Annotated in this window: 17 protein-coding genes; 7 read left to right on the top strand and 10 right to left on the bottom strand. The window is 70.2% G+C overall.

What is annotated here, in order from left to right; translation table 11 throughout:
• Nucleotides 1-106 precede the first annotated feature (106 nt).
• From ACWD4G_RS34390 to ACWD4G_RS34365, 6 genes are all read right to left on the bottom strand, one after another.
• Entirely contained in the window at nt 107-1,741 is a 1,635-nt protein-coding gene (locus ACWD4G_RS34390) for a polyamine aminopropyltransferase (protein ID WP_451300517.1), read from the bottom strand.
• Between the two features lie 343 nt (nt 1,742-2,084).
• Complete coding sequence (locus ACWD4G_RS34385; RefSeq protein WP_451300515.1) at nt 2,085-2,606, bottom strand: DUF2617 family protein; 522 nt, start codon at nt 2,604-2,606, stop codon at nt 2,085-2,087.
• A 631-nt stretch (nt 2,607-3,237) separates the two neighbouring features.
• Nucleotides 3,238-3,675, bottom strand: coding sequence for a hypothetical protein (locus ACWD4G_RS34380; RefSeq protein ID WP_451300513.1), 438 nt, complete (start codon nt 3,673-3,675; stop codon nt 3,238-3,240).
• A 111-nt stretch (nt 3,676-3,786) separates the two neighbouring features.
• Nucleotides 3,787-4,098 (bottom strand): hypothetical protein, encoded by a 312-nt coding sequence (locus tag ACWD4G_RS34375; RefSeq protein WP_451300511.1) that lies wholly within the window; start codon nt 4,096-4,098, stop codon nt 3,787-3,789.
• A gap of 83 nt (nt 4,099-4,181) precedes the next feature.
• On the bottom strand, nt 4,182-4,388 hold the full coding sequence (locus ACWD4G_RS34370; protein WP_451300509.1) for a hypothetical protein: 207 nt from the start codon (nt 4,386-4,388) through the stop codon (nt 4,182-4,184).
• A gap of 192 nt (nt 4,389-4,580) precedes the next feature.
• Complete coding sequence (locus ACWD4G_RS34365) at nt 4,581-4,826, bottom strand: hypothetical protein (protein ID WP_451300507.1); 246 nt, start codon at nt 4,824-4,826, stop codon at nt 4,581-4,583.
• A 542-nt stretch (nt 4,827-5,368) separates the two neighbouring features.
• Here ACWD4G_RS34365 and ACWD4G_RS34360 point away from each other — a divergent pair.
• A complete protein-coding gene (locus ACWD4G_RS34360; RefSeq protein WP_451300505.1) occupies nt 5,369-6,535 on the top strand; it encodes a pyridoxal phosphate-dependent aminotransferase in 1,167 nt (388 codons plus the stop codon).
• 126 nt (nt 6,536-6,661) lie between these two features.
• Here the strand turns inward: ACWD4G_RS34360 and ACWD4G_RS34355 are convergent, their stop codons facing one another.
• Entirely contained in the window at nt 6,662-7,192 is a 531-nt protein-coding gene (locus ACWD4G_RS34355; RefSeq protein WP_451300504.1) for a YbjN domain-containing protein, read from the bottom strand.
• A 128-nt stretch (nt 7,193-7,320) separates the two neighbouring features.
• Nucleotides 7,321-9,930, bottom strand: coding sequence for an ATP-dependent chaperone ClpB (gene clpB, locus ACWD4G_RS34350; protein WP_451300502.1), 2,610 nt, complete (start codon nt 9,928-9,930; stop codon nt 7,321-7,323).
• A gap of 118 nt (nt 9,931-10,048) precedes the next feature.
• Here clpB and ACWD4G_RS34345 point away from each other — a divergent pair, with 118 nt between their 5' ends.
• Nucleotides 10,049-10,462, top strand: a complete 414-nt coding sequence (locus ACWD4G_RS34345; RefSeq protein ID WP_451300610.1) for a pyridoxamine 5'-phosphate oxidase family protein — start codon at nt 10,049-10,051, stop codon at nt 10,460-10,462.
• Nucleotides 10,463-10,662: 200 nt separating this feature from the next.
• Here the strand turns inward: ACWD4G_RS34345 and ACWD4G_RS34340 are convergent, their stop codons facing one another.
• Nucleotides 10,663-10,998 carry a hypothetical protein gene (locus tag ACWD4G_RS34340; RefSeq protein ID WP_451300500.1) on the bottom strand — a complete coding sequence of 112 codons (336 nt, stop codon included), beginning with the start codon at nt 10,996-10,998 and terminating at the stop codon, nt 10,663-10,665.
• Nucleotides 10,999-11,309: 311 nt separating this feature from the next.
• On the opposite strand from ACWD4G_RS34340, the gene ACWD4G_RS34335 reads away from it, so the two are divergent.
• Genes ACWD4G_RS34335 through ACWD4G_RS34325 form a run of 3 tightly spaced genes read left to right on the top strand, consistent with a single transcriptional unit; the run spans nt 11,310 to nt 14,312 of the window.
• On the top strand, nt 11,310-12,317 hold the full coding sequence (locus ACWD4G_RS34335) for a helix-turn-helix transcriptional regulator (RefSeq protein WP_451300498.1): 1,008 nt from the start codon (nt 11,310-11,312) through the stop codon (nt 12,315-12,317).
• Between the two features lie 22 nt (nt 12,318-12,339).
• On the top strand, nt 12,340-13,326 hold the full coding sequence (locus tag ACWD4G_RS34330; RefSeq protein WP_451300496.1) for a LuxR C-terminal-related transcriptional regulator: 987 nt from the start codon (nt 12,340-12,342) through the stop codon (nt 13,324-13,326).
• On the top strand, nt 13,323-14,312 hold the full coding sequence (locus ACWD4G_RS34325; protein WP_451300494.1) for a LuxR C-terminal-related transcriptional regulator: 990 nt from the start codon (nt 13,323-13,325) through the stop codon (nt 14,310-14,312). The genes ACWD4G_RS34330 and ACWD4G_RS34325 overlap by 4 nt, the downstream gene beginning before the upstream one ends.
• Before the next feature lie 202 nt (nt 14,313-14,514).
• Here ACWD4G_RS34325 and ACWD4G_RS34320 read toward each other — a convergent pair whose 3' ends face one another.
• A complete protein-coding gene (locus ACWD4G_RS34320) occupies nt 14,515-15,612 on the bottom strand; it encodes a LuxR C-terminal-related transcriptional regulator (protein WP_451300492.1) in 1,098 nt (365 codons plus the stop codon).
• 293 nt (nt 15,613-15,905) lie between these two features.
• Between ACWD4G_RS34320 and ACWD4G_RS34315 the strand changes: the two genes are divergently transcribed.
• Both ACWD4G_RS34315 and ACWD4G_RS34310 read left to right on the top strand, forming a co-directional pair.
• Nucleotides 15,906-17,450: a circularly permuted type 2 ATP-grasp protein gene (locus ACWD4G_RS34315; protein ID WP_451300490.1), complete on the top strand. Its 1,545-nt coding sequence runs from the start codon at nt 15,906-15,908 to the stop codon at nt 17,448-17,450.
• Nucleotides 17,447-18,382, top strand: a complete 936-nt coding sequence (locus ACWD4G_RS34310; protein ID WP_451300488.1) for an alpha-E domain-containing protein — start codon at nt 17,447-17,449, stop codon at nt 18,380-18,382. Before ACWD4G_RS34315 ends, ACWD4G_RS34310 begins: the two co-directional genes overlap by 4 nt.
• The last annotated feature ends 1 nt before the right edge of the window (nt 18,383 follow it).

Genomic DNA, 18,383 nt, shown 5'->3' with positions numbered 1-18,383 from the left:
AAGGGCCACCTGCCGGGTCGCGGGCTCGGTCCGGGGCGGTTCAGGGCTCGGTCCGGCGCTCGGTCCACGTCGAGGTCCGGCACTCGGCCCGCGATCCGTCCGCCGTTCAGTCCGTGTATCTCGGATGGACCAGTGTCGAAGGCGGGAGGTTCCTGAAGCGGGCTGTGTCGGGGAGGAGGGTCGCGGTGGGGCCGAGGTCGAGGGTCGGGGGGTGGGGGGCGGAGGCCGGGGTGGCCAGGATGAAGCCCCAGTCGTGGGAGGCGCGGGGGGTGTGGGCCGTGCGGTCGGGGCCGGTGACGAAGCCGTTGTCGGGGGCGGGGGCTCGGTAGGGGGTGGTGTGGAGGCCGGCGGCGCGGAGTGTGGCGTCGATCGTCCAGAAGACCCGGGGGCGGGGGGTCGGCGGGCCCGCGTGGACGACGAGGCGGCCGTGCTTCGCCAGGACGGCCCGGACCAGACCGTAGAACTCCTGCGAGTACAGCTTGGTGCTCGCCGTGATGCCGGGGTCGGGGAGGTCGGAGATGACCACGTCGTAGCCGTACGACGTGGAAGGGCTCGCGTCTCGCAGCCAGGTGAAGGAGTCGGCGGTGAAGACCCGGACCCGGGTGTCGTCATAGGCGTGGCCGTTGAGGGCGGAGAGGGCGGGGTCCGTGCGGGCCAGGCGGACGACGCCCGGGTCGAGTTCCACGACGTCCACCCGGCGGACGCCCTCGTGGCGCAGGACCTCGCGGGCCGCCAGGCCGTCTCCGCCGCCGAGGACGAGGACCCGGGTGTGGGGGCCCGCGGTCATCGCGGGGTGGACCAGGGCCTGGTGGTAGCGGTACTCGTCGCGGGCGCTGATGCGCAGTCGGCCGTCGAGGTAGAGGGAGAGGGGGCGGCCGGGGGTGCCGCCGGTGAGGACGACCTCCTGGATGCCGGTCTGGACTGCCACGCGTACGTCGCTGCCGTAGACGGCGCGGCGGGCGGCGCGTTCGAAGTCGTCGACGTGGACGGCGGCGGTGGCGAGCAGGCCGAGTACGGCGAGGTTGGCGGCCAGGAGCAGTCGGCGGGCGCGCCGGCCGAGGTCGTGCCGGAAGAGGCCGAGGACGAGGGCGCCGCCGACCAGGACGTTGACCGTGCCGGTGAGCAGGGCGCCGGTGAGCTGGCCGAGCCAGGGCAGCAGGAGGAAGGGGAAGGCGAGGCCGCCGACCAGCGCGCCCACGTAGTCGGCGGCGAAGAGATCCGCGACGGTGCCGGTGGCGTCCTGTCTGCGGATGCGTTGGATCAGCTCCATCAGCAGGGGGACCTCGGCACCGATGAGCAGGCCGATGGCCAGGGAGAACGCGACGAGGAGATAGCGGGAGCCGCCGGCCCACATACCGCCCCAGTCGCCGGTCCAGGCGAACGCGGCGTACAGGGCGAGGGCGCTGCAGCCGCCGACGAGGGCGAGGGCGGCCTCGATGGCGCCGAAGCCGAGGGCGGCGTGGGGGCGGAGCCGTTTCGCGGCGAGGGAGCCGATGCCCATCGCGAAGACCATGACGGAGAGGACGACGGAGGCCTGGGTGACCGAGTCGCCGATCAAGTACGAGGCGAGGGCGACCAGTTCGAGTTCGTACACGAGTCCGCAGGCGGCGCAGACGAAGACGCCGGCCAGGACGAGGAAGCGGCCCACCGCCGGGCGGACCGGGAGCCATGCGTGGCCGCGGCCCCGGCCGCGCCAGGGGGGTGGGGCGCCGGGGGGTGCGGGGGCGTGCGGCTCGATCACGCCTGGCACGCTACGTCACGGTTACGCTCCGCTGGGTCACCCACACGGGTTGTCTGCGACGCTTCGCCGGGCGCCTAATAGCTCGGGGGTTCGGGAGTAGTTCGGCGGGTGCGGGTTGTCCGTGGTTGCTCGCGCCCACGCGGCGGAGCCGCGAATGTCACAGCCCCGCGCCCCTTAAAAGCACGGGTGCGGCCCGGTTCTTAAGGGGCGCGGGGAACTGCGCGACCAGCCACGAACGACCCGCACTCGCCCACCCACCACAGACACCCCACCCCTCAACTCACCCCACGTCTCGCACACTCCAACTCACCCCTACTCCCACCCACTCCAAGTCACCCCACTCTCACAGCGTCACCGGAACCCTGACCCCCACCCTCGTTCTCGTGGCGACCAGTTGGCCGTCCTGCGGATACGCGTGCCACGTACGCCAGTGCACTTGGCCCTCGTATCGCTGCGCGAGCATCGCGGTGAAGGCGTGCGGGCTGCCGGGGAAGACGCCGGCGAGGCCATGGGGGTGGTCGGAGACGAGGGCCAGCAACTCCTGGGCCCGGCCCGCGAAGGAGCCGGGCGAGAGGACCTCCACGCGTGCCGCGAACTCGTACTCCCAGTCGCCGACCCGCTTCGCCACGCCGAGCGGCAGTGGCGTGCTGGAACCGGGGATGCACGCGACCGTCTCCGAACAGTGGCTGCCCCGCTCCTCGTCGAGCAGCACCTGGTGGGAGGCGCCCAGCAGTCTCAACTGCAGCTTGGCGCCGGTCAGTTCCAGGTCGAGCGTGGCGAGGGCGGGCAGCGGTTCGCGGCCCAGGGCCCACGCGAGGTCGGCCGCGCGCGTGTCGGTGTAGGAGGTGTTCAGGGTCGTGAGCATGGGTCGGCTCCGCTAGCACGCAAAGAAGATGAAGAGGAGTGGTCCGGCGCGCCCCGGTCGCCACCGGGTTGGTCGCCACCGGGTCATAGGACATATGGCCCGGTCAGCCAGGTCAGTTGAGGACGACGTCCCAGTCGGTCCGGTCAGCCAGGTCGGCCAGGTCAGGCCTGCCGGGAGGGACGTCCGGGGGCTGCGTTGGCGATTTATAGGGAATCATGAACTGTGCCGCCACCACAGAGTTTTTACCCAACTTGACTTGCTTTCCATCCCCTGGGGGCTGCACTGCTCAACTGTTCAACCGGGCGTGCGCCCCGCCCGTAAACGTGCTCCCCGCACGCCTGTTGGACCGGGCGCGTGACTCCCGGGGAGCGCCCGTCGGGCAACCGGGGACGCCCGGCGTACTCAGGCGTGCACAGCAGTCACAGGTGTGCGCCCGCCAGGAGGGTGACTCCTGGCGGGCGCACACGCTCCGACGTTCCGGATGGCGATCCGGAACGTCGTCCGGACGCGGGTCCCCTGTGGAGTCCCCGTGGATTCCCGTGGATTCCCATGAGTTCCCGTGGGTCCCCCGGAGGGGTCCCGTGGAGCTCGGCCGCCCCGTGTCGGCCGTCTCCGCAGGTTCGGCCGCCTGTCAGCTGCCTCCGCCGCATCCGCCCCCACCGCCGCCGCACGAGGAGCCGCCACCGCAGGAGGAACCCCCGCTGCTGCTCCCGCACGACGACGAGCTGCTGCCGCAGGACGAACCGCCGCCGGACGACGAGCTCTTGTCGTCCGACGAGCCGCTGTCCCCGGACGATCCGCTGTCTCCGGCCGTTCCCGCCGCCGCGGCGGCCACCCACCAACTGGTGTCGCTGTGGGTGGCGGAGCTTGTGTCGCTGCTGCGCCGGACGTGGCCGCCGCCGTATCCGCCGCTGCCACCCCGTCCGCCGCTGCCGCCCCGTCCGCCGCTCGACGGACGCCGTCCCGATCGTGTGGCGTTCGCGCTGCTGCGGCGGGTGGCCGTGAAGACCACCACCAGGACCACGGCCACGATCGCCACGATGATTCCGAGCACGACCCATCCGTTCATAGCGTCGCCCTCCCCTCTTTCCGTTTCCCCCGAAGCGCCCCCCGTGGGTGCCTCGCTCAAGTACGTGTGTGTACGTGTGTACGTGTACGTGTGTGTACGCCTTGTACGCGGTCAGCTGCCGCTCCCGCAGGAGGACGACGAGCCGCCCCCGCAGGACGATCCGCTCCCGGACGACGAACCTCCGCCGCACGACGACGAGTCGGCGCGGCCGTGGCTGTCGCCGTCGGGCCAGTCGGCGCGGGTGGCCCGCACCCACCAGCTGTCGTTCCGCCGGACGCGGCTGTGCGGCACCGGTCCGGAGGTCCGGCCCCCACCCCGCGTGAACAGCAGAACGATGGGCACGATCACCGAGACCACCGCCACGAGGCCGACGAACAACAGGACGGCCAGGACCCCGAGGCCCACGACGATCTCCGCGTTCATCGATCCGTCACCCCGCCCATCGGTCCGTCATTCCGTCCATCGATCCGTCAACCCGCCCATCGATCCGTCAACCCGTCCATCGATCAGTCGCCCCCGCCGCCACCGCAGCCACCGCCGCAGGAGGACCCGCCTCCGCAGGACGAGCTGCCGCCGCACGACGACCCACCGGACGAGCCCCCTCCGTCCGCCCACCAGCTGCGGCGCCTGCCACGGCGCCGAGCCCTGGCGAGGCTTCCGACGAAGACCACCAGACCGATGAAGACCAGCGCCATGATCACGCCGACGTCCATGACTCCCCTCCCTTTCCTCTCGCGCTCGCTTCTCGCGCCCGCTTCCGCGCTTGCTTCTCGTGGATGTCCCCCCGAGGCGACCCCCCGTGGGTGCCTCGCTCATGCGCGTGCCGCGAAGATGCCCTCACCGCCGACCGCCCGCATCAGAGTTGAGCAAGTCCAGAGCTTCCCGGCCGACCCGCGCCGGACCGGTCAGCTGCCGCCGCCCCCGCAGCCGCCGCCACCCCCGCACGAGGAGCCCCCGCCGCAGGACGAGCCGCCGCCTCCCCCGCAGTACCACGAGCTGCTGGAGCCGCTGCCGTGCGACGAGCCGCTGCCGGCCCACCAACTGCCGCTCCGACGGCGGCGGCGCGAGCGGCGGCCCGCCGCCGAGACGAGGCCGATCAGTACGACGGCCCCGAAGAAGACGTAGAAGATCTCGATCGGCATCTTCGTCACCCGCCTTTCGTTCCCCCCGCACGGACCCCCCGTGGGCCGTGCGTGACGGGGGGATGCCCTCGCCTCCGACCCCCCAAAGCAGAGTTGAGGAACTCCAGAGGTTCGACGCGGACGACCACCGAGCTCTTCCGACCCGGACGACCCGGCCACGCCTCTTCCGACCCGGACGACCCCGCCACGCCTCTTCCGACCCGGACGACCCCGCCATGCTCTGCGCGCCCCCGAGCCGCGGCGCCCCCGTCCGCGACACCCTCGGCCGTCGCGGCGGTCGCCCCTCGCCGCGATCGCCCGTCGCCGCCATCGCCCGTCGCCGCAGACGACCACCGCCACGGCCGAGCCACCGCCGCACCACAGGGACCACCCCCGTCAAGCGACGGGACGGTCACCCGGGAGCCGTACCATCGGGCAGCACCCGCCCCCTCGCGCGACCACGCGCGGCAACGCGCCGGGCGCCGGCCGGGTGAGGGCGCTCGGGGATCGGCGAGGATGGCGTCGGACGAGATCGAGGGAACCCCGGTCACCCGGGTGAGGACGGTGGAGACATGAGCGGCAGGCCGCTGCTGAGCCGCAGGCTGGACGGGCTCGGGACGACGATCTTCGCGGAGATGTCCGCGCTGGCGACCAGGACCGGCGCGATCAATCTGGGCCAGGGCTTTCCGGACACCGACGGGCCCGAGGAGATCCGCGAGGCCGCCGTACGGGCCCTGCGCGAGGGCCGCGGCAATCAGTACCCGCCGGGTCAGGGCGTCCCGGAGCTGCGCACGGCCATCAGCGACCACCAGCGCCGCTTCTACGGCCTGGGCTTCGACCCCGACACGGAGGTCCTGGTCACGGCGGGGGCGACGGAGGCGATCGCCGCCGCCATGCTCGCCCTGGTGGAGCCCGGCGACGAGGTCATCGCCTTCGAACCCTTCTACGACTCCTACGCCGCCTGTATCGCGATGGCCGGCGCCCGGCGCGTACCGGTGACCCTGCGCGCGCCCTCCTTCCGCCCCGACCTGGACGAGCTGCGCGCCAAGATCACCCCACGGACCCGGCTGCTGCTCCTCAACAGCCCGCACAACCCGACCGGGATGGTGCTCACCCCCGAGGAACTGGGCGCGATCGCCGCGATCGCCGTCGAACACGATCTGCTCGTCGTCACGGACGAGGTCTACGAGCACCTCGTGTACGCGGGGGCGCACCACCCCATCGCGGCCCTGCCCGGGATGCGGGAGCGGACGGTCACCATCGGGTCGGCGGGCAAGACCTTCTCGTTCACCGGCTGGAAGGTCGGCTGGGTCACGGCGAGCGCCCCGCTCGTCACCGCCGTCCGCACGGCGAAGCAGTATCTGACCTACGTCAGCTCGGGCCCGTTCCAGTACGCGATCGCCGAGGCGCTGCGGCTGCCGGACGCGTACTTCGAGGGCTTCCGCGCGGAGCTGAGGCGCAAGCGCGATCTGCTCGGCGACGGACTGCGGGCCGCCGGTTTCGAGGTCCATCAGCCCGAGGGCACGTACTTCATCACCACCGACATCACGCCTTTCGGCGAGAAGGACGGCTACGCGTTCTGCCGGGCCCTGCCCGAGCGGTGCGGGGTCGTGGCCGTCCCCAACTCGGTGTTCTACGACGATCCCGAGGCCGGCCGGAGCCAGGTCCGCTTCACCTTCTGCAAGAAGGACGAGATCCTCAGCGAGGCCGCCGACCGGCTACGCGGCCTGGCGGGCTGAAGCCCGGTTCCTCCGAGAGCCGGTTCCTCCGACGACCGACGGCGAGAGCCCGGCCGTGGGGCGCCCTGTGCTGCTGGGCGGCCACGGCCGGGCTCTCTTCCGTTTGTGCGGGACGAACGGGCGGGACTACTCGCCGTCGTCCTCGGGCTTCTCCGCGTCGTCGACGTCCTCGGCGAGGCCGAGCTGCTCGACGAGCCACTTGTCGAACTCGATGGCGGCCCGCACCCAGCTGACCGTCGAGGAGACGAAGTGCTCCAGGCTGACGCCGGTGCCGATCAGCAGCTGCGCCTCGCCGATGAGACGGACCGTGCCGTCGTCGTGGGTGTGGCTGTAGACCTTGGGCCACAGGGTGCGGCGGTTCCAGTCGTCGATGGTCTCCAGCAGAGCCGGCTTCTCGTCGATCTGGTGCGGGCGGTCGTAGAACGTACGCACCGAGAAGACCTGCTGGTCGCCCTCGCCGCGGAACATGAAGTACGTGCGGAATTCCTCCCACGGCGCCGCGAGGTCGCCCTCGTCGTCGACGACGTACTTCAGCTCCATCTGGTCGAGGAGCTGCTTCACGAGGTCCTGATCCGGAACGACGGGGCCGGGCGGCGGGCCGGGCTGCGGCTCGGGCTGGCCCCCGAAGTTCGGAATCGAGGACGGGTCGATGGACATACTTGGACACTCCAACGGTCGTCTGGCTCGTCCGGCCCGCTGAGACCAGACGTACACGACCCACCCTCTCTCCCTTCGCCCCTACCGGGCAACCTGCCCCATCGGGGAGACACTCCGCTGTCAGCGGACTACAGCTTCTTGTCCATGGCCGGGCCGGTCGCCGGGCCCACGAGCAGGCCCTCCTCGAAGGTGTCCACCCGTACCGTGTCGCCGTCTTTGATTTCGCCGGACAGGATCTCCTTGGCGAGGCGGTCGCCGATGGCGGTCTGGACCAGGCGGCGGAGGGGGCGGGCGCCGTAGGCCGGGTCGTTGCCCTCGTCGGCGAGCCAGGCGAGGGCCTCGGGGGTGACCTCCAGGGTGAGGCGGCGTTCGGCGAGGCGGCGGGCGAGGCGGTCGATCTGGAGCTGGGCGATGCGTTCCAGTTCGGCCTTGCCGAGGGCGGAGAAGACGACCAGGTCGTCCAGGCGGTTCAGGAACTCCGGCTTGAAGGACGTCCTGACCACCTCCAGTACCTGCTGCTTCTTCTCCGTCTCGCTGGTGACCGGGTCGACCAGGTACTGACTGCCCAGGTTGGAGGTCAGGATCAGGATGGTGTTGCGGAAGTCGACCGTGCGGCCCTGGCCGTCGGTGAGGCGGCCGTCGTCCAGTACCTGGAGCAGGATGTCGAAGACCTCGGGGTGGGCCTTCTCGACCTCGTCCAGCAGGACCACGGAGTACGGGCGGCGGCGTACGGCCTCGGTGAGCTGGCCGCCCTCCTCATAGCCGACATAGCCGGGCGGGGCGCCGACCAGCCGGGCAACGCTGTGCTTCTCGCTGTACTCCGACATGTCGATGCGGACCATGGCCCGCTCGTCGTCGAAGAGGAAGTCGGCGAGCGCCTTGGCCAGCTCCGTCTTGCCGACGCCCGTCGGGCCGAGGAAGAGGAAGGAGCCGGTGGGCCGGTCCGGGTCGGCGATACCGGCGCGGCTGCGGCGTACGGCGTCCGACACCGCCCGTACGGCCTCGGTCTGGCCGATGAGGCGGCGGCCCAGTTCGTCCTCCATGCGGAGGAGTTTCTGGGTCTCGCCCTCCAGGAGGCGGCCCGCGGGGATGCCGGTCCAGGAGGCGACGACGTCGGCGATGTCGTCGGAGCCGACCTCGTCCTTGACCATGGTGCCCTTGGCGGCCGCCTCCTCGGCCTCGGTGGCGGCCTCCAGATCGCGTTCCAGGGACGGGATCTCGCCGTACAGGAGTTTCGACGCGGTGTCGAAGTCGCCGTCGCGCTGGGCGCGCTCGGCCTGGCCGCGCAGTTCGTCGAGCTTCTCCTTCAGCTCGCCGACGCGGTTGAGGGACTGCTTCTCCTTCTCCCAGCGGGCGGTCAGGCCCCGCAGTTCCTCCTCCTTGTCGGCGAGGTCGCGGCGCAGCTTGTCGAGGCGGTCGCGGGAGGCGGGGTCGGTCTCCTTGTCGAGGGCCAGCTCCTCCATCCGGAGCCGGTCCACGGCCCGCTGCAGCTCGTCGATCTCGACGGGGGACGAGTCGATCTCCATGCGCAGCCGGGACGCCGACTCGTCGACGAGGTCGATGGCCTTGTCGGGCAGGAAGCGGGAGGTGATGTACCGGTCGGAGAGGGTGGCGGCGGCTACCAGCGCCGCGTCCGCGATCACGACCTTGTGGTGTGCCTCGTAACGGCCCTTGAGTCCGCGCAGGATGGCGATGGTGTCCTCGACGCTCGGCTCGGCGACCAGTACCTGCTGGAAGCGCCGCTCCAGCGCCGGGTCCTTCTCGATCCGCTCGCGGTACTCGTCGAGGGTGGTCGCGCCGACCATGCGCAGCTCACCACGGGCGAGCATGGGCTTGAGCATGTTCCCGGCGTCCATGGCGGAGTCACCGCCCGCACCGGCGCCCACAACGGTGTGCAGCTCGTCGATGAAGGTGATGATCTGCCCGTCGGACTCCTTGATCTCGGCGAGCACGGTCTTCAGCCGTTCCTCGAACTCACCGCGGTACTTGGCCCCGGCGACCATCGCGCCCAGGTCGAGCGAGACGAGCCGCTTGTCCTTGAGGGACTCCGGCACGTCACCCTTCACAATCCGCTGGGCGAGCCCTTCCACGACGGCGGTCTTGCCGACTCCGGGCTCACCGATGAGCACGGGATTGTTCTTCGTACGCCGGGACAGCACCTGCACGACCCGCCGGATCTCCTGGTCCCGGCCGATGACCGGGTCGAGCTTGCCCTCCCGGGCGGCGGCGGTGAAATCAGTGCCGAACTTCTCCAGGGCCTTGTACGACCCCTCCGGATCGGGTGTGGTCACCCGGCGCCCTCCCCTGGCCTTCTGGAACGCCTCCTGCAACTTCCTGGCGTTCGCCCCCTGCTGGGAGAGTACGTCGCCGGCCTGGCCGCCCTTCTCCGCGATCCCGATCAGGAGGTGCTCGGTGGAGACGTACTCGTCGCCGAGTTCCTTGGCCTTGGCCTGGGCGGCCTGGATCACGGTGAGCAGTTCACGGCTGGGCTGGGGCGGCGCCACGGTGGAACCGGTGACGCTGGGAAGCCCGGCGAGGACCTTCTCCGCGCCGGAGCGTACGGCTGCCTGGTCGGCCTCGACTGCGGCCAGCATGTCGATGACGTTCTCGTTGTCCTGACCCTGGAGCAGAGCCAGGAGCAGATGGGCGGGGGTGAAATCCGGGTGTCCCTCGGACACGGCCCGGTTGCTGGCCGCGTTGATCGCGTCCCGGCTCCTGTTGGTCAGCTCGGCGTCCACGTTCGCGTTCTCCTCCTTGGGTCAGCCCTCGCTCACACTGACTTGAGCAGCGTACACAAAGTTGAGTCTATTCCACTCAAGGCGGCGGAGGGGAGGTGAAATGGCTAGGTTGCTCGGCATGGCCGCCTACTCCGTGGACCCGAGCGCCCCCGACGAGCCCTACCTCGCCTTCTGGCGCGAACGACACCTCTGCACCCTGACGACCCTCCGCCCCGACGGCACACCCCATGTGGTGCCGGTCGGCGTTACATACGATCCGGAGGCCGGGCTGGCTCGCGTGATCACCAACAAGAGCAGCCGCAAGGTCGCCCATGTCCTCGCCGCTGGCCCCGAGGGCGCGACGGTCGCCGTCTGCCAGGTGGACGGGGGCCGCTGGGCCACACTCGAAGGACGGGCGCGCGTACGCACGGAACCGGACCGGGTCAAGGACGCGGTACTGCGCTACGCGGACCGCTACGGCCGGATGCCGGGCCCGAACCCGGACCGGGTGGTCATCGAGATCGAACTGACGGCGGCGATGGGGCGGGGCTGAGGGTGGCGCCGGCCCGGGCGGCCTCGGCAGCGAGCGAGCCGGGGGCGACGGTTTTCAGCCAAGGGGGCGAGCAAGGATCGAAAGCACCCCCTGTCCCGATATATCGCCGTAAACCTGCAGCGGCGCCACCGTGTTCAGGTCACGGTGGCGCCGCTGCTGGGGGGAAGCGCCTGAGCGATTGAAACGACGGGGGAATCGCTTCAGGCACTGCGGGGGGTGGCTGAGACGGCCGCGGAGGCCGGGGTCTCCTCTTCGGTGAGCTGGTGGTCACGCCGATCGAGATTGACGAAGATCATTCCGTACCGGACGGCACACCGAACGGGCTGCGGCGCACCGCGCGGTCGCCGCAGAAGTCGATACGCCCGGATGTCCTCGTCCTCGTCCCGGGTCACCACCACCGGCTCACCGAACACGGTCACCATCAACGAGTCACCGCTGTGGGGGACGGCGGTGGCCAGGTCGATGAAGTGCCAGCCGGAGCGGTAGGCGGTGGCCATTTCACGACGGAAGGAACGGTCGTCGGGAGGAGTCGTCATATCAAGCCCCAGCAGTCCCGTCCTCGGGAAGCAGCGGCCAGATGCTATCGGCGAGCACGGTGTTGTCCGCCGTCCCCACCGTCGCCCCACCCCAGAAGCTGTCCGCAGGCGCGTCGCCCCTCGCAGCGGAGTGAGCGCTCACCACTCCGAAGGCCATGACGGCGGAGAAGGCGGCGACAAGCACCGAGCGAAGCAATCCCTTACGCATAGTCGGCTTCGTCCTCACTTGAAGGTCCCCTCTTCCCCCGTCGCTACGACGATGGCTCATTCGGGCACGTCATGGCCACATAATCGGTGCATCATGTTCCTGCATGTTCAGGACCCTGGGGGGTGGAGATTTAGTGACGAACAGAATAAAGCCGACACATCCCCATGCGGTGACCGAACTGTGTGAGGAAGGCGGCCGCCTCTACGCGAATGCTCTGCGCGCCGGACGTATCGCTCGTGAGGACACGGAGACCGCCCCCTGCCTGATGGAGTTCGGTCTGCTCCACCCCGACCCCGATGACGTGAACTGCCTTCGTCCGGTTCCGCCGTATGTGGCGCTGGCCCAGCGGCTGCACCCCATAGAGCGCGAGATCACCGAGCGCAGACGGATCACCACCGAACTGGCCGAGACGTTCGAGCCGTTCATGGCACTCAGCGCCCAGGCCACGACGGACACGCACGCGATCACGGTGCTGGAGGGCAGCGACCGGATCAACTCCGCGCTCGACCTGGCCACCTCCCAGTGCCACAGCCACATGCTGACGGTCCAGCCGAGCGCCGCTCGCCCCGAACGCAGGGCCGTCCAGGGGCTGGAGCGTGACCGGCCCCTGTTGGAGAGGGGAGTGAGCATCCGCACCCTCTACCAGCACACCGCCCGCTACAGCCCCGCGAACCTGGCATATGTGGACCAGGTGGCCGGCAAGGTGGAGATACGGACCATCGACGAACTGGTCGAACGGCTCATCATCTGCGACGAGACGGTCGCCTTCATCCCTACCCGTGACGACCGTCAGGTCGCCCTGGAACTCCGTCACCCGGGCCTCGTGCGTTACCTGATCAAGGTCTTCGAGTTCATGTGGTCCCGCGCGGTCCCGCTGAGCGCCGGCGCCCCGTACGAGACCGCCCCCGACGGCATCACGGACATCCAGCACTCGATCGCCAAACTCCTGGTGGAAGGCCACGTCGACGAGGCCATCGCCCGCCGCCTCGGCATGAACGTCCGCACCTGCCGCGCCCACATCGCCAAACTGGCCACGGTCCTGGGCAGCGGCAGCAGGGCGCAACTGGGCTACCTCATAGCCCAGTCCGGAATGCTGGAGCAGGAAAGCTGACCACCATGGAGGCGGGCCGCGCATGATCTCCAAAGTCCACGAGCACGGGGCGGGTGAGTTATGTGAGACAGGGCTGATCCTGTACGACCGCGCCCTGCGAGAAGGCGGGGTCCCGGCCGACGACTCCGCTCACGTCCCCTGCCTGCTCGACTCCGGGCTTCTCCGCCCGGACAGTGAGAACCCGCAGTGGCTGCTTCCGCTGGCGCCGACCCTCGCCCTACCGCGTCTCCTGCACGAAAGCGCCCAGGACATCGCCCGGAAACGACGCCAGGAGGCCCGGCTGGCCGAAGCGTTCGAACCGCTCCTGACTCTCGACGGGCCCGCCAGGGCGGCAGCGGACGTCCCGGGCATCAGCCTGCTGACTGGACTCGACCGTATCAACGACGCCATCGGCCGGGCCATGGATGAGGCCCGCGAGGAACTGCTCACCATCCAGCCCGGAGGCAGACGTTCAGCCGTGCGCCTTCGCAACGTCGGCTTTCCCCGCGAACAACGGATGCTCGCCCGGGGCTGCCGCATCCGCACGCTGTACCAGCACACCACGCGCCACGACCTCGGAGTCGTCGCCCACTACGAGCGGTTGGTGGGTGATGTCCAGGTCCGCACCCTCGACGAGGTCACCAACCGCCTCATGGTCGTCGACCGGTCGACGGCCTTCGTCCCTGCCAGCGAGGACCGCAAGCTCGCTCTGGAGATCCGTCACCCCGCACTCGTCACCTTCTTCGCCAACATCTTCGACCGCCTCTGGCACCTGGCCACCCCCATGTACCCCGAAGCCACGCGACAGCCCTCGGTGAACGGCATCACCCCACGCCAACGCGCCATCGCCGCACTCCTCGTCGAAGGCCACACCGACACCACCATCGCCGACCGCCTCGGCATGAACGTCCGCACCTGCCGCGCCCACATCGCCAAACTCGCCGCCACACTCGGCAGCGAAAGCCGCGCCCAACTCGGCTACCTCATCGCCCGGTCCGGAATCCTGGAAGAGGAAGAAACCGCGCAGTGAACACCCCCTCACATCCGGAGCACGGCGCGGAGGACCTGTGCGCCAAGGGGGCACAGCTATACGAACGAGCCCTCCGTGACGGACATATGTGCCACGAGGACGCGGCCGAGGCACCTTGTCTCATCGCCTTCGGGTTCCTCCGCCCCACCGTCGAGGATGCGAGTCGGCTGAAGCCCGTCGCCCCGACCGTGGCCTTCCACCGGCTGCTGCGCAATGTCGAGAAACGCATCTTCGACGAGCGACATCGTGAAGCCCGGCTGGCTGAGATATTCGAGCCCCTGCTGCGGATCGACGGCCAGCACAGGGCTCCGACAGAGACTCCGACGATCACTCTTCTCGACGGCCTCCAACACATCAATCGGGCTGTCGCCGAAGCCATGGCTAATGGAACGCAGGAACTTCTCGCCATCCAGCCCAAAAACGGCCGCAAGACTGTAGACGTACACGGCTCCCTGGAACGCGACCAGGCGCTCCTCGGCCGCGGTGGCCGCATCCGTACCATCTACCCGCACACGCTCAGCCACTCACCTCCGGTCATCGCCCGCTACGAACTCCTCGACGGCGACGCCGAAGCCCGCACCCTGGACGAGGTCATCGAGCGACTGCTCATCATCGACCGAACCGTCGCCTTCATCCCCGCGAGCAGGGACCGTACCGCCGCTGTGGAGATCCGCCATCCGGCACTGGTCGACTACCTGGTCACCGTCTTCGACCGGCTGTGGCACCTGGCCGTCCCCATGTACCCCCAAGCCGCGCGACAGCCCTCGGTGAACGGCATCACCCCCCGCCAACACGCCATCGCCACCCTCCTCGTCGAAGGCCACACCGACACCACCATCGCCGACCGCCTCGGCATGAACGTCCGCACCGCCCGCGTCCACATCGCCAAACTCGCCGCCACACTCGGCAGCGAAAGCCGGGCCCAACTCGGCTACCTCATCGCCCGGTCCGGGATTCTGGAAGGGGAGCCGCAGGCACGGGAGTGACAAGCCGGCGCCGGAGCTGACGCCCGCTGGAAACCCCCGTGTTCCAGCGGGCGACGCCCATCACGCGGTCATGACGCTCGACATGCCGGCTCAAGAAACCTAGGCGGCCCGCCCCACCGCCACCACCCTCATCTTGTGACACCCCGGAGGGGGTGTATCCCTCACCTACCGGCAGAACACGGACACTTGGACACTGCTCACCTCAGGCTCCCGACCCCGCCGCCGACCCCTGTTCCAGCCCGACATGACCGGTCGGCCCCGGCGGCGGAGATGGCAGCGGCGGGGTCAGCAGCGCGCCCGCCGTTCCGTCCCCCGGTGGCCCGTTCAGGCCCGCCTCCGCGATGCGGACTCCCAGTTGGGTGCGGCTCGCCGCGCCCAGGGTTTCCGAGAGGCGGGCGATATGGGCGCGGCAGGTGCGGACGCTGATGCCGAGGCGTTCGGCGACGACCGCGTCCTGGTGGCCCTCCGCCAGCAGCGCGGCGATGGAACGTTCGCGATGGGTGATGCCGTCGATGCCGGTGGCGGGCAGCGGGGCGGTCAACGGGACGCCGAGGCGCCACAGCCGCTCGAAGACGACGACCAGGTACTCCACCAGCGCGGGGTGGCGGATCTCCAGCGCCATCGTGCGGTCGGAGTTGGCGGGGATGAACGCCACGGTGCGGTCGAAGACGATGAGGCGCTCCACGACCTCGTCGAGGGTCCTGGCCTGCGCCGAGTCCCCCATCATCTCCATGTAGTTGTGGAGGCCCTGACCGTGCCGGGCCACATGCGTGTACAGGTCCCGCATCCGCACCCCCCGCCGGCACATCGCCAGCGCCCGGTGCAGCCCCTCGCGGAGTTCGTCCTCCCGGCGGATGCCGCCCGGCTGGACGGTCATCACCTCCGTGGTGCACCGCTCGGTCGCCTCGTCGATCGCCGCCCGGATGCGCGACAGCCCGTCCAGCACTCGGATCGCCGTACTCGCCGTACTCTCCGCCGACTTGCGCTCCAGCGCGCCGCCGAGCCCCGCGTACCACTCGACGGCGTCGACCGCCGCCCCCATCCGGGCCTGGCTCGCGCTGACCTCGGCGTGGACGTCCCGCAGCAGCCGGGTCATGACCTCCTGCGGTGAGGTCGGCACCAGCCAGCCCATGTCGTCGGGGTCCGGGTGCAGCAGAGCCAGTTCGACCAGACAGGGCACGGCCTCGGCGTCCTCACGCGGCAGCCGGCCATGTCGTACGGCCCTGGAGTACACGCGGTCCCCGGCCTCGCAGAGCCGGTCGGCACCGTGCGGGTGCTCGTCCGTCGCGTGCCCGGCCATCGCCCAACTCACCCCCGGTTCCGCCCTTCGCAGCGCAACTATGCGCGGCCCGCACCCACTCCGCAACACACCATCACCCCCTCGATGCCCCGAAAAACACCGGAACGCCCCACTCCGTACACCCCTCAGGTAATCCGCCTTGCAAGAAGCTGAAGAAGGAGGGAGGAAGAGGAGCACCTCCCCCTCTCGGCCGTACTCCAAACCCTCCATTTCCCCCGATCACGATCACCCCCGTCAACTGGCGGAAATGAGACAGTGACCGGCCTGTTACACCGCGCACTTAACGTCAGGCCATGGCGGACATATTTGACGCGTACGCGTTGGCCGACGCGTGGGACGAGATGTTCGAGCGGCCGGGTGAGGTCAGGGCCGCCTATGAGCCGGTGCTGGCCGCGCTGCAGCCCATCGAACCGGCCGAACTGAGGTTCAGGGCCGACCAGATGGCCCGGGCGTTCACGGACCGTGGCGTGACCTACGCCTTCGCGGGCGAGGAGAGACCCTGGCCACTGGACCTGGTGCCGAGGATTCTGGACGCGCTGGAGTGGGATCTCATCCAGCGCGGAGTGGCGCAGAGGGTGCGGGCCCTGGAGGCGTATCTCGCCGACGCCTACGGGCCCTGCCGGGCCTTCGAGGACGGGGTGGTGCCCTGGCGGCTGCTGCTCAACTCCCCCCATTTCCACCGGGCCGCGCACGGCGTCGAACCACCCGGCGGGGTCCGTATCCATGTCGCCGGCATCGACCTCGTACGGGACGAGGCGGGCGACTTCCGGGTGCTGGAGGACAACGTCCGGGTGCCGTCCGGGGTGTCGTACGTCATCGAGAACCGGCGGGCGATGACCCGGGTCTTCCCGTCCCTCTTCGCAGAGCAGCACGTACTGCCGGTGGACGGGTACGCGCAGAAGCTGCTCGCCGCGCTGCGGGCCGCCGCGCCCGGCGGCATCGGGGACCCCAGGGTCGTCGTGCTCACCCCCGGCCCCAACAACGCCGCCTACTTCGAACACGCCCTGCTGGCCCGGCTGATGGGCGTCCAGCTGGTCGAGGGGCACGATCTGATGTGCCGGGGCAACCGGGTGTGGATGCGTACGACACGCGGGGAGATGCCGGTCCATGTCGTATACCGGCGACTCGACGACGACTTCCTCGACCCGCTCCACTTCCGGCCCGACTCGGTGATCGGCTGCCCCGGCATCATGAGCGCCGCGATGGCCGGAAACGTCACCCTCGCCAACGCCGTCGGCAACGGCATCGCCGACGACAAGCTGCTCTATACGTACGTGCCCGATCTCATCCGGTACTACCTCGGTGAGGAACCGGTTCTGCCCAATGTCGAGTCCTTCCGGCCGGATGAGCCCGGGCAGTTGGAGGCCGTCCTCGACCAGATCGACCAGCTCGTCATCAAGCCCGTCGACGGGGCCGGCGGCTCGGGCATCGTCATCGGGCCCAAGGCCGACGCCGAGACCCTGGAGCGGACGCGGGAGGCCGTGATCGCCGATCCCCGTGGCTGGATCGCGCAGCGGCCCGTCGCCCTGTCCACCTCCCCCACCCTGGCCGGCGACCGTATGGCCCCGCGCCATATCGATCTGCGGCCCTTCGCCGTCAACGACGGCAGCGAGGTGTGGGTCCTGCCCGGCGGGCTGACACGAGTCGCCCTCCAGGAGGGCAACCTCATCGTCAACTCCAGCCAGGGCGGCGGCTCCAAGGACACCTGGGTACTCGCCGAGGGCCCCGCCGAGCAGCGCCACGAGACGGTCGGCGGCCCCCTGCCGGAGAAGGCACCGCGTCAGCTCGGACCCGACGGCACCCGGCCCGTGGTACAGGAAGGAGCACAGCAGCAGTGAATGACGTGATCCTCTCCCGGATAGCCGAGGCCCTGACCTGGACGGGGCGCTATGTGGAGCGGGCGGACGCCACCGGCCGCATCCTCGACGCCTACCTCCACCGGCTCCTCGAAGACCCCTGGCGCGACGAGGACGCCGCCTGCCGCTCGCTGTACGCGATCCTCGGCGTGGACGCGGGCGCGCGGGCGGTCGACATGCAGCAGGTGCTGGACCAGTTGGCGTTCGACGCGAGATCCACGGGGTCCATCGAGGGAGCCCTCGGCGCGGCCCGGCTCAATGCCCGCAGCGCCCGTGAGGCCGTCTCCTCCGAGATGTGGGAGTGCCTGAACTCCACCTGGCACGCCCTCGCCGACCAGCGCACGGCCGCGCGCCGCACCGGTGGCCCGTACGCGTATCTGGAGTTGGTACGGCGGAGAGCGGCCCTGTTCTTCGGGCTCGCCGACTCCACGATGAGCCGGGACGACAGCTGGCGGTTCGTCGTGCTGGGCCGGAGTCTTGAGCGGGTCGACATGACCGTACGGCTGCTGTCGGTGCGGGTGCTGGACGCGGCGCACGCGCCGGACTGGCCGACCCTGCTGAGCGCGAGCGGCGCCGACGAGGCGTACGCGCGGGTGCACGGCGGCTTCGGCGACAGCCCCAAGGTGGCCGAATTCCTGCTCCTCGACCGGGACTTCCCGCGTTCGGCGCTGCACGCGCTGACCACGGCGGAGGAGTGCCTGGCCGCGCTCGGCCGCCCCCGTCAGGACCCGGCGCGGCGCCCGATCGGGGCCCTGCGCACCCATCTCGAATATCTCGACTCCGAGTCCCTGGAGGCCGGACTGCCCACGCTGCTGCGGGACTTGCAGCAGGCGTGCATGTCGTCGGCGGAGGCGGTGGCCGAGAGGTTCTTCCCGTACCAAGGTCCCGTCGAGTGGGCCCAGGAAGGAGCGTGAG

This window comes from Streptomyces sp. NPDC002643 (genome assembly GCF_053592555.1).
Note: the sequence above shows the minus strand (reverse complement) of the source record. Positions and strands in the feature narration are given on the sequence as shown.

Bases quoted from the DNA above. Each gene is read 5' to 3' on its own strand.
- ACWD4G_RS34385 (WP_451300515.1), bottom strand. From the start codon at position 2,606: ATGCTCACGACCCTGAACACCTCCTACACCGACACGCGCGCGGCCGAC.
- ACWD4G_RS34380 (WP_451300513.1), bottom strand. From the start codon at position 3,675: ATGAACGGATGGGTCGTGCTCGGAATCATCGTGGCGATCGTGGCCGTG.
- ACWD4G_RS34375 (WP_451300511.1), bottom strand. From the start codon at position 4,098: ATGAACGCGGAGATCGTCGTGGGCCTCGGGGTCCTGGCCGTCCTGTTG.
- ACWD4G_RS34370 (WP_451300509.1), bottom strand. From the start codon at position 4,388: ATGGACGTCGGCGTGATCATGGCGCTGGTCTTCATCGGTCTGGTGGTC.
- ACWD4G_RS34360 (WP_451300505.1), top strand. From the start codon at position 5,369: ATGAGCGGCAGGCCGCTGCTGAGCCGCAGGCTGGACGGGCTCGGGACG.
- ACWD4G_RS34355 (WP_451300504.1), bottom strand. From the start codon at position 7,192: ATGTCCATCGACCCGTCCTCGATTCCGAACTTCGGGGGCCAGCCCGAG.
- ACWD4G_RS34345 (WP_451300610.1), top strand. From the start codon at position 10,049: ATGGCCGCCTACTCCGTGGACCCGAGCGCCCCCGACGAGCCCTACCTC.
- ACWD4G_RS34340 (WP_451300500.1), bottom strand. From the start codon at position 10,998: ATGACGACTCCTCCCGACGACCGTTCCTTCCGTCGTGAAATGGCCACC.
- ACWD4G_RS34335 (WP_451300498.1), top strand. From the start codon at position 11,310: ATGTTCAGGACCCTGGGGGGTGGAGATTTAGTGACGAACAGAATAAAG.
- ACWD4G_RS34330 (WP_451300496.1), top strand. From the start codon at position 12,340: ATGATCTCCAAAGTCCACGAGCACGGGGCGGGTGAGTTATGTGAGACA.
- ACWD4G_RS34320 (WP_451300492.1), bottom strand. From the start codon at position 15,612: ATGGCCGGGCACGCGACGGACGAGCACCCGCACGGTGCCGACCGGCTC.
- ACWD4G_RS34315 (WP_451300490.1), top strand. From the start codon at position 15,906: ATGGCGGACATATTTGACGCGTACGCGTTGGCCGACGCGTGGGACGAG.